Below are 15489 nucleotides of genomic sequence, written 5' to 3'. Positions count from 1 at the left end.
CGGGCCCCCGTCGCCCGTACAGCGGCGCATTCCAGAGAACCTAAGAAACCAAGGAACAGGACTCCTCTCGCATGGCACCGAAACTGACCGGCACCGTCGCTCTCGTCACCGGCGCGAGCAGCGGTATCGGCGCCGCCACAGCCCGCCGGCTCGCCGAGGACGGCGCTTCCGTCGCCCTCGTGGCCCGCCGCAAGGACCGCCTGACCGACCTGGCCGCCGAGATCGAGAAGGCCGGCGGCACCGCCCTGGTAGTGGAAGCGGACATCACCGACCGCGCCCAGGCCGAGGCCGCCGTGCAGCGGGCCGTCGGGCACTTCGGACGCCTCGACACCCTGGTCAACAACGCCGGCCTGATGCTCCTGGGCCCCGTCGTCGGCGCGGACGCCGACGAGTGGGAGCGCATGATCGCCGTCAACGTCCAAGGCCTGCTCTACACCACCCGCGCCGCCCTCCCGCACCTGCTCAAGGCCGCCGAGGACGGGCCGCGCCGGGTCGCCGACATCGTCAACATCAGCTCCATCGCGGGCCGCGTCGCCTGGAACGGCTACGGCGTCTACAACCTCACCAAGTTCGGCGTGAACGGCTTCACCGAGTCCCTGCGCCAGGAGGTCACCCAGCGGCACGTCCGCGTCGGTGTCCTCGAACCCGGCGGCGTGGACACCGAGCTCGGCTCGCACAACGACCACAAGCCCGAGGTCCGCGAAGCTATCGGCACCTTCTACGAGCAGACCGAGGTCCTCGCCCCCGACGACATCGCGGACGGCGTCGCCTACATGGTCACCCGCCCCCGCCACGCCTCCGTCGGCGAACTGTGGATCATGCCCACCGACCAGGCCTGACCCCGGCATCCGCCGTCCGTCCGTCCGTCCGGACCTTCGGCGACGCCACAGGCACACACGCACGCCTCACCACCACACCCCACCGAGCGCCGGACTACGGCGCCCGCAAGAAGGAAAATCCTCATGAGCAAGGTCATTCTCGTCACCGGTGCCGGACGCGGTCTGGGCACGGACATCGTCCGTGAGGCACTCGCCGCCGGCCACCAGGTCGTCGCCACCGGCCGCCGCCCCGAGGAGGTCGAGAAGACCCTGGGCGGATCGCAGGACAACCTGCTGGTCACCAAGCTGGACGTCACCAGCCCGCAGGACGCCGAGGCCGCCGCGCAGGCCGCCGTCGACCGCTTCGGCCGCATCGACGTCCTGATCAACAACGCCGGAAACTTCTTCGCCGGCTACTTCGAGGAGATCTCGCCCGCGCAGATGCGTCAGCAGTTCGAGACCAACCTCTTCGGCCCCATGAATGTCACCCGTGCGATCCTGCCCGTCCTGCGCAAGCAGCGCGCGGGACATGTCATCACCCTCTCCTCCTCCGCCGGCATCATCGGCCAGGAGTTCTGCGTCGCGTACGCCGCCTCCAAGTTCGGCGTCGAGGGCTGGATGGAGTCGCTGCGCTACGACGTCGCGCCGTACGGCATCCACACCACGGTCGTGGAGCCCGGCTTCTTCCGCACCGAGCTGCTCGTGGACGCCTCCACCACCTGGCCCGAGCCGACCATCGACGACTACGCCGAGCGCACCACGGCCACCATCGCCGCCTGGAAGAGCATGAACGGACAGCAGAGCGGCGACCCCGCCAAGCTCGCCCGCGCCCTGCTGACCATCGCCGAGCAGGACAAGCCTCTGCAGCGCTTCGTCGCCGGCGCCGACGCCATCCAAGGCGTCACGGCCAAGGCCCAGGAACTCCTCGCCCAGGCCGAAGCATCCCGCGAACTGGGCGGAGACCTGGGCTACGACGACAACGCCTGAACCGCGCGGGAGAGCCGGGCCGGCGCCATGGCGAAGATCATGACAGAGCGGTCGATCGGAAGGCTGGGGCACACGGACGAGGTCGCCGCAGCCGTTCTCCGGCTGTGCGGTCCGGAGGCCGGCCTCATGGTCGGTGTCGCTCCCCTGTCGGTGGCGGCTTCACCGCTCACTGGCCTAACGCCCTCCCACACGCTGACGAACGGCGCCGGACCCCCACGCACGACCGGCACCGCGCATCTCGGCAGGTCGGCGGGACTCCTCATGTCCTGCCGCCACATCTTTCATCGCAACTGACCAGTACGGGACCGCTGTCCACCCCGGTGGTGACCAGCGGGACGGGCTGTGGCGAACCGGTTCCGCCTCCGGGCACACCGGCGCCCCAGGCCCTCGACCTTCCGCCGATCCGAAAGCGTAGAGATGTCCACTGAACTCACCGAGTCAGCCGTTCCTCCCCCCACCGATCCCTCTGCCGAGGCTCATTCGGCACCGTCCCGGCGCACGTTCATCGCGACGACCACCGCGGTCGGCGGTGCCGTCGTCGCAGGCGGCCTGGTCGCCGGGTCACCCCTGCTGGGCGCCGGGGAAGCGGTGGCCGCCGAGGCACCACCGAGCAGTCGCGTCTCGCTGACCGTCAACGGCAAGCGGCACACCGTCACGGTCGACAACCGGACCTCGCTCCTCGACCTGCTGCGCGAACACCTGGACCTGCCCGGCTCGAAGAAGGGCTGCAACGCCGGGGCGTGCGGAGCCTGCACAGTCCTGGTCGACGGACGCCGGGTCAACTCATGCCTGACGCTGGCGGTACGGCTGGAAGGCTCCGAGGTCACAACGATCGAGGGCCTCGCCGACGGTGACCGACTTCACCCGCTGCAGCAAGCGTTCATCGACGAGGACGCGTTCCAGTGCGGCTACTGCACGCCCGGACAGATCATGTCCGGCGTCGGCTGCATCCAGGAGGGCCACACCGGCTCCAAGGACGAGATCCGCGAGTGGATGAGCGGCAACATCTGCCGCTGCGGCTGCTACGTGAAGATCGTGCGCGCGGTCGAGCAGACCGCCCAAGGGAAATGAGGCCTGACAACCATGTATCCCTTCTCCTTCACGAAGGTCTCGGACACCCGCGAGGCCGTGAACGCAGGCCGCAGCGGCGGGCGTTACATCGCCGGCGGCACCACTCTGGTCGACCTGATGCGTGAGACCGTCGAGCGCCCCGGCGCACTGGTCGACATCAGTGACCTGCCGTTGCGCGGGATATCCGTCACGGGCCGCGGGGGCCTGCGCATCGGCGCCCTGGTACGGATGGCGGAGGCCGCCGCCCACCCCAAGGTCCGCGCGACCTACCCCGTGATCTCGCAGGCGCTGGAGCTGAGCGCGTCGGCCCAGTTGCGCAACATGGCCACCATCGGCGGCAACATCATGCAGCGCACCCGCTGTACGTACTTCCGCGACGTGACCGCCGCCTGCAACAAGCGCGAGCCCGGCTCGGGCTGCGCGGCGCTCGAAGGCTACAACCGCACCCACGCCATCCTGGGCACCTCGACCGACTGCGTGGCCACCCACCCCTCCGACGTGGCCGTGGCCTTCGCCGCCCTGGAGGCGACCGTCCACCTCCTCGGCCCGGACGGCACACGCAGCATCCCCTTCGCCGACTTCCTGCTACGGCCGGGCAGCACACCCAACCGCGAACAGGCTCTCCGCAAAGGCGAGTTGATCACCGCAGTGGAGATCCCCGCCCTCCCGCGCCCGCTCAAGTCCGGCTACCTGAAGGTCCGCGACCGGCAGTCCTACGAGTTCGCGCTGACCTCGGCGGCCGTGGCCCTGCACATCCGGGGCGGGGTGATACGGGAGGCGAAGGTCGCCGCCGGCGGCGTCGGCACCGTGCCCTGGAAGCTCCCCGCCGTCGAGAAGCACCTCCTCGGCGAGCGGCCCTCGCAGTCCCTGTGGGCCGAGGCCGCGAAGCAGGCGGCCGAGGGGGCCCGCCCGCTGGAGCACAACCGCTTCAAGGTCGAGTTGCTCAAGCGCACCGTTGAGCGTCAGTTGCGCATCGTAGGAGGCACTAAGTGAGTCCGCAGCCGCAGGCAGCCGTCGGAGCACCGTTGTCCCGCGTGGATGGCCGGCTGAAAGTCACCGGGAAGGCGACGTACGCCGCCGAGCACGACATCGAAGGCGTCGTCCACGCCGTCGTCGTCGACAGCAGCATCGGCCGGGGCCGTATCACCGGTATCGACACCCGCGCTGCCCTCGCCCAGCCCGGCGTGCTGAAGGTGATCAGCCACCTCAACGCACCCGTGCTGCCCTACCGGGGCAACCCGGAGTCGTTCGATCCTCCGGGCAAACAGCTGCGGGTCTTCCAGGACGACCAGGTCCTCTTCCGCGGTCAGCCGGTCGCCGTCGTGGTCGCCTCCACCCTGGAGGCCGCCCAGCACGCGGCCGAGCTGGTGAACATCCGCTACGACGCCGAGAAGACGTCGACTGATATGGCGTCCGCGCCGGCCGGCGAGCCCGTGACCTATGCGCGGGGCGACGCGGACAGAGCGTTCGCAGCGGCCCCCGTACAGGTGGACGCGACCTACGAGCAGGCCCGCGCCCATCACAACGCGATGGAACTGCACGCCACCATCGCCCGCTGGGAGGGCGACAAGCTCACCCTGTGGGACAAGACCCAGTGGCCCAAGGGCACGCAGAAGGACATCGCCGCCGTCTTCGGCATCCCGAACGACTCGGTACATGTCATCTCCCCGTTCGTCGGCGGCGCGTTCGGCAACGCGATACGCGCCTGGCCGCACATCGCCATCTCGGCCCTCGCCGCCCGCGAGACTGGCCGTCCGGTCAAGCTCATGCTGACCCGCAGGCAGCTCTACTTCGGGGTGGGCTACCGGCCCTCGTACGAGTACCGGGTGCGCCTCGGCAGCGACCGGCGCGGCCGGGTGAGCGCCATGGTCCAGCACCTGAAGGCCGAGACCTCGACGTACGAGAACTTCACCGAAAGGGTCCTGCACACCGGGCAGATGCTCTACAACGCGCCCCACGTCCGCCAGGACTACCGCACGGTGGCGCTGGACGTGAACACGCCCATCTGGATGCGCGGCCCCGGCTTCGCCACCGCCGGCTTCGCCATCGAGTCCGCGATGGACGAACTCGCCCACGAACTGGGCATCGACCCCATCGAACTGCGCCGGCGCAACGAACCCGAAGAGGACCCGGCCGACCAGCTCCCGTTCTCCACCCGGAGACTGCGCGAGTGCTACACCGTCGGCGCCCGCGAGTTCGGCTGGCACCGTCGCAACCCGAAACCACGCTCCACCCGCGACGGCGACTGGCTGATCGGCACCGGCATGGCCGCCGGCACCTACGACGTCCTGCGCAACGCGGCCCAGGCCCGCGTCAGACTGGACGCCGACGGCACCGCCCTGGTCGAGGCCGCGACCAGCGACATGGGACCAGGCACCTACACCTCCCACACCCAGGTCGCCGCGGACGCGCTCGGCCTGACCATGCGCAACGTGACCTTCCGGCTCGGCGACTCCACCATGCCGCCGACCCCGCCCCACGGCGGCTCACAGACCATGACCAACGTCGGCTCCGCCGTCCAGGATGGCTGCGACAAGGTCCGCCGACAGGCGATCAAGCTCGCCGTCGAGGACCGGCGCTCACCGCTGTACGGCGCCGACCCCGCCGACATCGTGGTCCGCGCCGGACGCCTGCACATCCAGCGCGACCCGGCACGCGGGGAGACCTACCGGCAGCTCCTGGCCCGCAACAACCGCACCCACCTCGAGGTCCTCGGCACCTGGACCCCCGGCGAGGCCCGCCACTCCATGTACACCTACGGCGCGATCTTCGCCGAGGTCGCTGTCGACGCCCGACTCGGACTGATACGGGTGCGGCGGATGCTCGGCGTCTTCGACGCGGGCCGCATCATCAGCCCCAAGCTCGCCGACAGCCAGGCCCTCGGCGGCATGGTCGGCGGCATCGGCCAGGCACTCCTCGAACACACCGTCACCGACCACCGCGACGGCCGCATCGTCAACGCCGACCTCGCCAACTACATGGTCCCGGTCAACGCCGACATCCCCGACCTCCGGGGAATTTTCCTCGACGGCGGTGAGGACCTCCATGCCGACCCCATCGGCGTGAAGGGACTCGGCGAGGTCGTCTACATCGGCGTGGCACCCGCCATCGCCAACGCGGTCTTCAACGCCACCGGCCGCCGCGTGCGCGAACTGCCCATCACCGCCGAAGCCCTGCTCTGAGCACCTGAGTGCTCGCCCGACCGTCCGGCGGCCAACCTGACCCCGCCGCCGGACACTCAGGGCCGCCGCCGTGCCACGTCTCCCCCGGACGACACGGCGGCGGCCCGCCCCCAACCATCCCCCCACGTCGTCCCACCCGGAGACCCGCCCATGCTGAACATCGCGGACACGCTCTACGACTGGTGCCGCGCCGCCCGCCCCTTCGCCCTCGCCACGGTCATCCAGGTCAGCGGCAGCGCACCCCTGCCGCCCGGCACCGCACTCGCCGTCGATGCCGACGGCACGGCGGTCGGCAGCGTCTCGGGCGGCTGCGTGGAAGGAGCCGTCTACGAACTGTGCCAACAGGTCCTGGCGGACGGCGGCACACCCGCACGAGCCCGCTTCGGCTACTCCGACGACGACGCCTTCGCCGTCGGCCTGACCTGCGGAGGCGAGATCGAGGTCCTCGTGCAACGCGTGGACCCCGCCGCTCAGTCCCACCTCACGGCAGCACTGGATGCGGTCAGGCAGGGCCGGCCCGCCGCCGTGGCCCAGATCGTGGACGGCCCCGAGCGCCTCCTCGGCCGGACCCTTTCGCTGCTGGGCGACGGCAGCGTGTGCGGCGGAACCCTGGACGGCGAGGACGAGAACAGGACTGTGGCAGCCCAGGCCCGCGCGACGCTGCGGGCCGGACGCACCGCCCGGATCGAGGTCGGCGGGGACGCCGACACCTGCCCCGAAAGACTGTCCGTTCTCGTCCACACCCACGCGTCCCGCCCCCGCATGCTGGTCTTCGGCGCCGTCGACTTCGCCGCCGCGCTCAGTCAGGCCGGCCACTTCCTCGGCTACCGGGTCACCGTCTGCGACGCCCGCCCCGTCTTCGCCACCCCCACCCGATTCCCGTACGCCGACGAGGTCGTCGTCGACTGGCCGCACCGCTACCTTGCAGCCACCGAGGTCGACGCACGCACCGCGATCTGCGTGCTCACCCACGACGCCAAGTTCGACATCCCCCTGCTCCACCTCGCCCTCGGCCTTCCGGTCGCGTACGTCGGCGCCATGGGCTCCCGGCGCACCCACGCCCACCGCCTCGACGCCCTGCGCGAAATCGGCGTAACCGACGACCGACTCGCCCGCCTGCGATCTCCCATCGGCCTGGACCTCGGCTCCCACACACCGGAAGAAACGGCCATCTCCATCACCGCCGAGATCATCGCCCACGCCAACGACCGCACCGGCCGGCCCCTCTCCCACAGCACCGGCCCCATCCACCACCAACCCGCCCCAGGCAGCCTTTCACCAGCCGCGAGCACAGCCGCGTGAAGACCCGACCGTCGTAACGCAAAGAAGAGGCACTCCATTCAACAGCGGCCGCTCCCCTGTGTGGCGACCCCGGCAGCAGGATCTCACCGGGACACAGGTGCCTCCCGGCTGCAAATGAGCGGAGGCCAGAAGTGGTTCTCCGGCCGCGCACCGCACTGGATCGCTCGCCCGCACCCGACAGCCCGGATCCGGATGAGATGCGGCACTCCCAACTGCCCAGTCATCGGCCGCCCGAGGCCGACATGACCCAACCGATGAGGAACCACCCGTGAGTGCCCTGTTCACCCCCTTGACGCTGCGGTCCCTCCAGATCCCCAACCGCGTCTGGACATCCCCGATGTGCATGTACTCCGCCGCCTCCGACGGCCCCGAGACCGGGATGCCGACCGACTTCCACCTCACCCACCTGGCAAGCCGGGCAGCCGGCGGCGCCGGGCTGGTGATGGCCGAGGCCACCGCCGTACGGCCCGACGGGCGCATCACCCCCTGGGACCTGGGCCTGTGGAACGACCGCCAGCAGCAGGCGTTCGCCCGCATCACCGCGGCCATCCGGTCCCACGGCTCGGTCCCGGCGATCCAGCTCACGCACGCCGGCCGCAAGGCGTCCGTCGACAAGCCCTGGCTCACCGGCGAGTACATCCCCCAACCGGAGGGCGGCTGGCAGCCGGTCGCCCCCAGCCCGGAGCCGTTCACCGGACGGCCCGCTCCCCACGAGCTCACCCTGGACGAGATCCAGCAACTCGTACGCGACTTCGCCGAGTCCGCGAAGCGCGCCCTGGCCGCCGGCTTCCAGGTGGTCGAACTGCACGGCGCCCACGGCTTCCTGATCCACTCCTTCCTCTCCCCAGCCTCCAACCACCGCACCGACACCTACGGCGGCAGCTTCGAGAACCGACTGCGTTTCGCGCTGGAGGTCGTCAACGCCGTACGCATGGTGTGGCCCGAGAACCTGCCGGTCTTCTTCCGCGCCTCGGCCACCGACTGGCTGACCGAGAACCCCGAGGACGACCGCGAAGGCTGGACCGGCGACGACACCGTCCGCCTCGCCAAGGAACTGCGCACGCACGGCGTCGACCTGCTGGACGTGTCCAGCGGCGGCATGGTCGCCGACGCCACCATCCCTGTCGCACCCGGCTACCAGGTCCCCTTCGCCGCCCAAGCCCGTGCGGCGACCGGCATCCCCACCGGCGCCGTCGGCCTGATCCTGGACCCCGCGCAGGCCGAGGACATCGTCGCCACCGGACAGGCCGACGCCGTCCTCCTCGGTCGCGAACTGCTGCGCAACCCCTACTGGCCCCAGCACGCCGCCCTCGAACTCGGCGCCGAACCCCGCTGGCCCGAACAGTACGGCTACGCCGTACGACGCAGCAGCAAGCGCTGAGCGAACGGCACCCGCCGCACCAGCTCATCGCACGCGTCACACCGGCCAGCGCTTCTCCATCGACACCTCAAGGCGGTCCTCACGTTCCCTGCCCTCTGCGGGCGGGCCCGAGCCGGCCGCCGGCACCCACGGAAGGACCACCCCGTTCATGCACACGCAGCAGCCCTCAACCATGCAGGCGATAGGCGTCCATACCTACGGCGGCCCGGAGATGCTGGGCACCGTCGAGCTCCCGGAGCCGCACGCCGGTCCCGGCGAGGTGCGGATGCGGGTGCGTGCCGCCGGGGTGAACCCGGTCGACATCATGGTCCGAGACGGCTCCCTCGCCGAGTGGTACCGCGATCTCATACCGCCCTTCGTTCCCGGCATGGACGTGGCGGGGACGCTCGACGAGGTCCCGGACGACGTCAAGGACGCGTACGGGCTGTCCGAGGGCGAGCCGGTGATCGGCATCGTCGACAACCACGGCCGCTACGGCGCCTACAGCGAGTACGTCGTTCTGCCCGCCGCGTCGGTCACGCTTCAGCCTGTCGGCACGACGTCCGCGGAGGCAGCCTCGTTCCTCATGAACGCGCTGACCGCCCGCTCCATCCTGGACTGCGTCGCACTCGTACCCGGCGCGACGCTGGCTGTCACGGGAGCCGGTGGCGCCGTCGGCGGCTATGTCGTCGAACTCGCCGCCGCGGAGGGCCTGCGCGTCGTCGCGGTCGCGTCGGAGCAGGACGAGGAGTGGCTGCGCTCCCGCGGCGCCGAAGCGTTCGTCGCTCGTGGCGACGACGTCGCACAGCGCGTGCTGGACGTCGTGCCCGGTGGAGTGGACGCCGTCGCGGACTGCGCCATGCTGCACGAGCGGATCGCACCGGCGATCCGCGGCAGAGGACAGATCGCGGTCGTCCGCTTCTGGGACGGTGATCCCGGCCGCGGCATCGTCGTCTATCCGATGAACGTCCGCTCACGTGTCACCGACACCGCGGCCATCACCCGGCTGCGCGAACAGGTCGAATCAGGTGACCTCACCCTTCGAGTCGCGGCGACCCTGCCGGCGGACCAGGCCGCCGAGGCCCATCGGCGGCTCGAGAAGGGCGGCCTGCGGGGGCGACTCGTCCTCGAGTTCCCGCCTGCGGCAGCCACCTGAGAAACACCGCGAGTGTCCGCAGTCAGCAATGGGTGGGAAGCCCTCTGCAGGGGCTTCCCACCCATTGACCGTAGGCGTTTCCGGTGATGACGACACGGGTTCTGCCAGTCACTCCGCGGCCGAGCCCTACAGCGTTTCTCTGTGCAACTGCTGTGAATGTGGGTGAACTTTCAAATTCCACGATCTATTTCAGCGCCTACTTCTGCGACAGTCGGAATTCGGGGATTACGTCACTCCAAGTCGACCAATTTGGAACCTAACTGATGCACCGTCAAATACATCCGAGGGGCGTCGCCATATTCTTGGCCCCACTCCTCCTCGCAGGATCCCTGGCACTGACCGGCACGGTGCCCGCACACGCCGCCATTGCCGACGCGCCCGACTCCGGCCAGAAGAACCGCAGTTACAGCGCGGGCACCTACGTCGTGCGACTCTCCGACGACCCGGTCGCCACGTACGAGGGCGGACTGGCCCGCCTGAAGCAGACCGCTCCCGAACCGGGGAAGCGGTTCGATGCCGACTCCGGCGCCGTCAAGAATTACCTGCGACACCTGGACACCCGCCGTGACGACGTGCTGGACGCTGTCCCAGGCGTCAAGAAGCTGTACGACTACGACTACGCGCTCAACGGGTTTGCCGCCCGCCTCACCGGCAGGCAGGCCACGAGGCTGGCCAACACTCCCGGCGTGGTGTCGGTGATCCCCAGCAAGGGCCACCGAATCACGCCCCCGGACGACCGCATGGCCCCGGCCGACTCCGCGCCCACGGCCACGGCCACGGCCACGAAGTCGATCACGCTGTCGACCGCCGCCGAAGGATCCGTCACGGCACCGCCACCCGACATACCCCGCTTCCTCGGCCTGTCCGGGAAGAAGGGCCTGTGGTCCAAGGCCGGCGGCCCGGAGCACGCCGGTGAAGGCATGATCATCGGGATGGTCGACACCGGATTCGACCCCGGCAACCCGATGCTCGCCCCGCTTCCGGAACCGCGCCCGGACGCCGAGGTCATCGCCAAGAAGTGGCACGGCCGCTGCGTCGCGGGCGACGACAGCGCCCCCAAGGCCAAGATCACCTGCAACAACAAGGTGATCGGCGCCGACTGGTTCCACGCGGGCACGCCCGCACCCAGCGGCACCGAGGTCCCCTCGCCCCTGGACACGGACAGCCACGGCACCCACACCGCCACCACCGCCGCCGGAAACTACGGCACCCCCGCGTCGATCCCCGGCACCAACGTCAGCGGCACGCTCAGCGGCGTCGCACCGGCGGCCCGGCTCGCCGTCTACAAGGCATGCTGGGACAGGTACTGCCAGGATGTGGACACCGTGGCCGCGATCGACCGAGCGGTGGCGGACGGCGTCGACGTCATCAGCTTCTCCATCGGCAACACGCTGAGCGACCCCACCTCCATGGCCATGTTCAACGCGGCCAAGGCAGGAGTCTTCGTCTCCGCGGCAGCCAGCAACCTGGGCCCGAACACGGTGGAGAACACCGCCCCCTGGGTCACGACGGTGGCGGCAACCACCCATGACACGAAATACGACTACGCGCTGGCCCTGGGCGACGGAAGCCGGTTCACCAACAGCGGCTTCAGTACGGGAATCCCCACCGCCCCGCTGATCAACGCCGTCGACGCTCGCAAGGAGTCGGCGGACCCCGCCGAGGCAGCGATGTGCTTCACGGGCACCCTGGACGCGGCCAAGGTGAAGGGGAAGATCGTCGCCTGCGACCGCGGTGTCAACCTGATCGTCGACAAGGCCAACGAAGTACGGGACGCCGGAGGCGTGGCAGTCATCGTCTCCAACACGCCCTCCAGCTCCCAGAGCTACCTCTGGGGCGACTTCTCCGTCCCCATGTTCCCGCTGGGCCAGGAGGACGGTGCGAAGGTCAGGGCCTACGCCGCGACGGAGGGTGCCTCCGCCGAACTCACCCCCTCGCGGAGCGTCCGCACACAGGCTCCCGCCGTCTCCGACTTCTCCTCCGGCGGCCCCGACCCCTTCAGCAACGGCGACCTGCTCAAGCCCGACCTCTCCGCACCGGGCAGCATGATCGCAGCGGGCACCGTTCCGGGAGGCGCCGGCGGATACGCGGGCCACTTCGGCTTCATGGACGGTACGTCGATGGCTGCCCCGCACATCTCGGGCCTCGCGACGCTGCTGAAGTCCCTGCACCCCGATTGGTCGCCGATGGAGGTCAAGTCGGCCTTGATGACGACGGCCTCGGCAACCGACAACGAGGGCAAGCCCATAGGCCGGCAGCGTCCCACAGGCCAGCAGGGCGCGGACTCGGCGACCCCGCTCGACTACGGCGCCGGCCAGGTCCGGCCGGCCCTCGCCGCCGACCCCGGCCTGGTGTACGACTCCACTTCGGCCGACTGGACGTCGTACCTGTGCTCCATCGGCCAGGAGCCGACGGCGGAGGACGCCACCGACGCCTGCGCCACCGCTCCGAAGACCGACCCGAGCGACCTGAACTACGCGTCGATCGCGGTCGGCGACCTGGCCGGCCGCCAGACACTCACCCGTACCGTCACCAACGTGGCCACGGAGACCGCCACCTACCAGGCGACCCTCCAGACCCCACCCGGCTACAAGGCGCAACTCACCCCGAAGCGACTGACCCTGAGCCCGGGCGAGTCGGCAACCTACAAGGTGCAGCTCACCCGCACCGACGCCGCCTACGGCGACTGGTCGTACGGCTCACTCACCTGGAGCGACACCCACAGCCACCACAGGGTCACCAGCCCGATCGTCCTGCGCGCCACCCTACTCGCCGCGCCGCACGAGGTCTCCGTCGACGGCCGGAACCCCACCGCGCTCACCACCCGGGTGGGCTGGACCGGCGAACTGACCGCGAAGGCGGATCTCTACAGCCCGGAGAAAACCACCGGAACCCTCATCGGCACCGACACCACGGACTTCGCGGCCGATCCGCACACGTCGGACGCGGTGGCGAAGACACAGGTCCACGTCCCGCAGGACGCCCCGTTCACCCGGGTGGCGACCACGGGGGCCGATCACCTGCCCGGCAGCAACCTCGACCTGTACGCGTTCGACGCCGACGGCACACTTGTCAGTCCCTCACCGAACGCCGGCTCGGACGAACACGCCGACCTGCCGCCCGGCGACTACGAGGTGTACATCGTCCAGTCCGAACTCCCGGAAGGCTCGACGAGCCAGCAGTTCACCCTCTGGACCTGGAAGGTCGGCCAGAACACCCCGGCCGCCCACGCCGTGGTCACCCCCGCCAACCAGCAGGTCGTTGCCGGTGACCTGCGCGATCTGACGGTCACCTGGCCCGGGGCCGTACCGGGTGAGCGCGACCTCGGGGTCGTCGAGTACGGCGACGGCTCCAGCACCGTGGGCCGCACGGCCCTGACCTTCACGCAGTAACCGACTCCCGACGGAACTCCGCCGCGACCGCCACGTACTACCAGGGCGGCGACGCGGGCTACCTGGCCTACTCGGCCGTCGGGCGGGCGGACAAGAATCGCCCGCCCGACGGCGCTGCAACACGTACCCGTCGGCCCTCCGGCCGCAGAAGGCGTGGACACCGGCCTACGGCGCCAATGGCACCTCGCGGCCCGGGGCACCGAGATCACAGGCATGCCCGACCTGACTTCCCGTCCGAAGAGCATGCAACGTGCCCGTCTACGCCGCGCCGGCCAGGGCCGAGGACCTGTCCGGGCTGCCGGCGGCCTTCCTGGACGTCGGCTCCGCGGAGACCTTCCGGGATGAGACCGTTGCGTACGCCTCGCGGATCTGGCAGGCGGGTGGGGTCGCCGAACTCCACGTGTGGCCCGGCGGTTTCCACGGCTACGACCTGATGGCACCACAGGCCGAGGTGTCCCGGGCGACCCAGGCGGCACGACTGCGATGGCTGGGCCGGCTGCTCGGGGAATGAGGAAACACGCGGTACAGCGCACCGTGAACGGACGAGAGAGCTTGCCGGCGCCTGACCGCGCCGGCCCCGGACGCCGGTGCCACACCCGAGGTCAGCTCAGTTGGACTTCCAGTGATGAAAGGTAGCGGTAGAGCCGAGCAGGAAAGCAGCGGACGCGGAGATGGATGGCGCGCTTGGCGAGGCCGTGGCTACCCATGTCGACGGCTTCTGAGCCGGTGAACGGCAGCTGGAGCAACTCGTCGGGCGGGAGTGTGGCAGAGCTCAGCGAGCGAGGCGGACAACAAGTACCGGCGGGGTGATTGGCGTGACCCAGCGTCGAGCAGGAGGCCTTCGGCAACTACGCCAAGCCGCCGGTAAGAGGCCCGAGACCTGACCGCCTCGATCAATCCTGGTGGACGGCGTCAGGAAGTGGAGGACGAGGACCCGTTCGGCCTTACGTCCGGGCCGGGTACCGACGGAGTACTCCCTCGCCCTGTCCTGCCGGAGGGGTATTCGTGCGCGGTCATGTCGAGGAGGACGATCGCGTCGTGCTCGGGAGTGCCGGGTTCGGCGTAGTACGTGACCAGGCGCTGACCGGGGGTGCCCTCCAGTTGCATGGACTGGTAGCCCAGGGTGAGGGTGCCGACCTCCGGGTGGTGGTAGGTCTTGTGGCCGTAAGCGCGTCCTCGGACGTCGTAGCGCTCCCAGAGGCGGGCGAACTCCGGGCTCTTGAGGAGGAGTTCGCCGACGAGCTGGGCGAGGTCGGGGGCATCGGGGTCGGTGCCGGCCACGGCGCGCAGGCGGGCCACGCAGCCGCGCAGTGAGTTCTCCCAGTCGTCGAACACCTCGCGGGCCGCGGGGTGGAGGAATGAGTAGCGTGCGGTGTTGCGCCGATTGGCCGGCCAGTCCTCGATGCCGGGGAGGAGCCGCAGCCCGGCCGGGTTGTGGGCGAGCAGGTCGAAAGTGCGGCTGACCACGTGGGCGGGGTTGGGCCGCAGACTCTCCAGCAGCAGTTTCACGCCGGGACGTACAGTGCGGCTGGGCGCCGGCGGCGGCTCCGATGCGGTGCGTGCTGCGAGGGCGGCCAGGCTGCGCAGGTGCTCGTGCTCGTCGTCCTCCAGCAGGAGGGCACGGGCCAGGGCGTCGATCACCGAGGGGCTGGGACGGTTCTCCTTGCCGCGTTCCAGGCGGACGTAGTAGTCGACGCTGATCCCGGCCAGGGTGGCCAGTTCCTCACGGCGCAGCCCGGGCGTGCGGCGCCGGCCCGTGCCGGCGGTCAGGCCGGCCTCGGCGGGGGTCACCTGGGCCCTGCGGGCGCGCAGGAAACGCCCCAGCTCGGTGCCGTGCGGCTGCTCACTCGTCATGACCTCAGTGTCGCAGCGCTGTGACCTGCGCGGTAGTCGCAAGGGGGGTCCTGCCACACCCCCGTACAGCGCTCCCTGGCTCAACAGGGTCTCCCACATGGCGGCAGATGCGGGCAGAGTCGATGTTGTTCAGAGACAGGAACGAAACGCGCCAAGACGGCAACGCCGCCACAGAGGACCGGAGCCCAGCCTGCAGCGACTCGGGAGCAATACGATCGCAGGTTCATCCCCGAGCGAGCAGCGTCCAGCAGGTGGTGCGGATACGTCCGCAGGCAATCAAGAGACCCACGGAGGAGCAGCGATGAAGCACATCGATGTGGGGGGCCTGAACCCTTTCCGCATGAACCTGGGCACGGGCATGAGCGCC

The 15489-nt window shown here is 70.1% G+C and carries 10 protein-coding genes and 1 pseudogene; 10 read left to right on the top strand and 1 reads right to left on the bottom strand.

Annotated elements, in window-relative coordinates; all coding sequences use genetic code 11:
* Positions 1–71: 71 nt before the first annotated feature.
* From J8M51_RS27875 to J8M51_RS27830, 10 genes and pseudogenes are all read left to right on the top strand, one after another.
* Positions 72–839, top strand: a complete 768-nt coding sequence (locus tag J8M51_RS27875) for an SDR family NAD(P)-dependent oxidoreductase (protein WP_086761113.1) — start codon at positions 72–74, stop codon at positions 837–839.
* 123 nt (positions 840–962) lie between these two features.
* A complete protein-coding gene (locus tag J8M51_RS27870; protein ID WP_086761111.1) occupies positions 963–1805 on the top strand; it encodes an SDR family oxidoreductase in 843 nt (280 codons plus the stop codon).
* Between the two features lie 417 nt (positions 1806–2222).
* On the top strand, positions 2223–2876 hold the full coding sequence (locus tag J8M51_RS27865) for a (2Fe-2S)-binding protein (RefSeq protein WP_086761109.1): 654 nt from the start codon (positions 2223–2225) through the stop codon (positions 2874–2876).
* Between the two features lie 12 nt (positions 2877–2888).
* The gene (locus tag J8M51_RS27860) at positions 2889–3869 is read left to right on the top strand and encodes an FAD binding domain-containing protein (RefSeq protein WP_267299550.1); all 981 of its coding nucleotides are present in this window, start codon (positions 2889–2891) and stop codon (positions 3867–3869) included.
* Positions 3866–6058: a xanthine dehydrogenase family protein molybdopterin-binding subunit gene (locus tag J8M51_RS27855; protein ID WP_086756760.1), complete on the top strand. Its 2193-nt coding sequence runs from the start codon at positions 3866–3868 to the stop codon at positions 6056–6058. Before J8M51_RS27860 ends, J8M51_RS27855 begins: the two co-directional genes overlap by 4 nt.
* 150 nt (positions 6059–6208) lie before the next feature.
* Positions 6209–7360: an XdhC family protein gene (locus tag J8M51_RS27850; RefSeq protein WP_086755520.1), complete on the top strand. Its 1152-nt coding sequence runs from the start codon at positions 6209–6211 to the stop codon at positions 7358–7360.
* 268 nt (positions 7361–7628) lie between these two features.
* Entirely contained in the window at positions 7629–8741 is a 1113-nt protein-coding gene (locus J8M51_RS27845) for an NADH:flavin oxidoreductase/NADH oxidase (RefSeq protein ID WP_086755521.1), read from the top strand.
* Positions 8742–8889: 148 nt separating this feature from the next.
* Positions 8890–9876, top strand: a complete 987-nt coding sequence (locus tag J8M51_RS27840; protein ID WP_256964529.1) for an NADP-dependent oxidoreductase — start codon at positions 8890–8892, stop codon at positions 9874–9876.
* 302 nt (positions 9877–10178) lie between these two features.
* Positions 10179–13268 (top strand): S8 family serine peptidase, encoded by a 3090-nt coding sequence (locus J8M51_RS27835; RefSeq protein ID WP_256964530.1) that lies wholly within the window; start codon positions 10179–10181, stop codon positions 13266–13268.
* Positions 13269–13515: 247 nt separating this feature from the next.
* Positions 13516–13779: pseudogene (locus tag J8M51_RS27830) on the top strand (alpha/beta hydrolase); the annotation flags it as partial.
* A gap of 401 nt (positions 13780–14180) precedes the next feature.
* Here J8M51_RS27830 and J8M51_RS27825 read toward each other — a convergent pair.
* Entirely contained in the window at positions 14181–15122 is a 942-nt protein-coding gene (locus J8M51_RS27825) for a helix-turn-helix transcriptional regulator (protein WP_086755524.1), read from the bottom strand.
* Positions 15123–15489 lie beyond the last annotated feature (367 nt).

It is taken from the genome of Streptomyces griseiscabiei (genome assembly GCF_020010925.1).
In the GTDB taxonomy this organism is placed as follows: Bacteria; Actinomycetota; Actinomycetes; order Streptomycetales; family Streptomycetaceae; genus Streptomyces; species Streptomyces griseiscabiei.
This window is presented reverse-complemented; position numbering and strand designations above follow the sequence as displayed.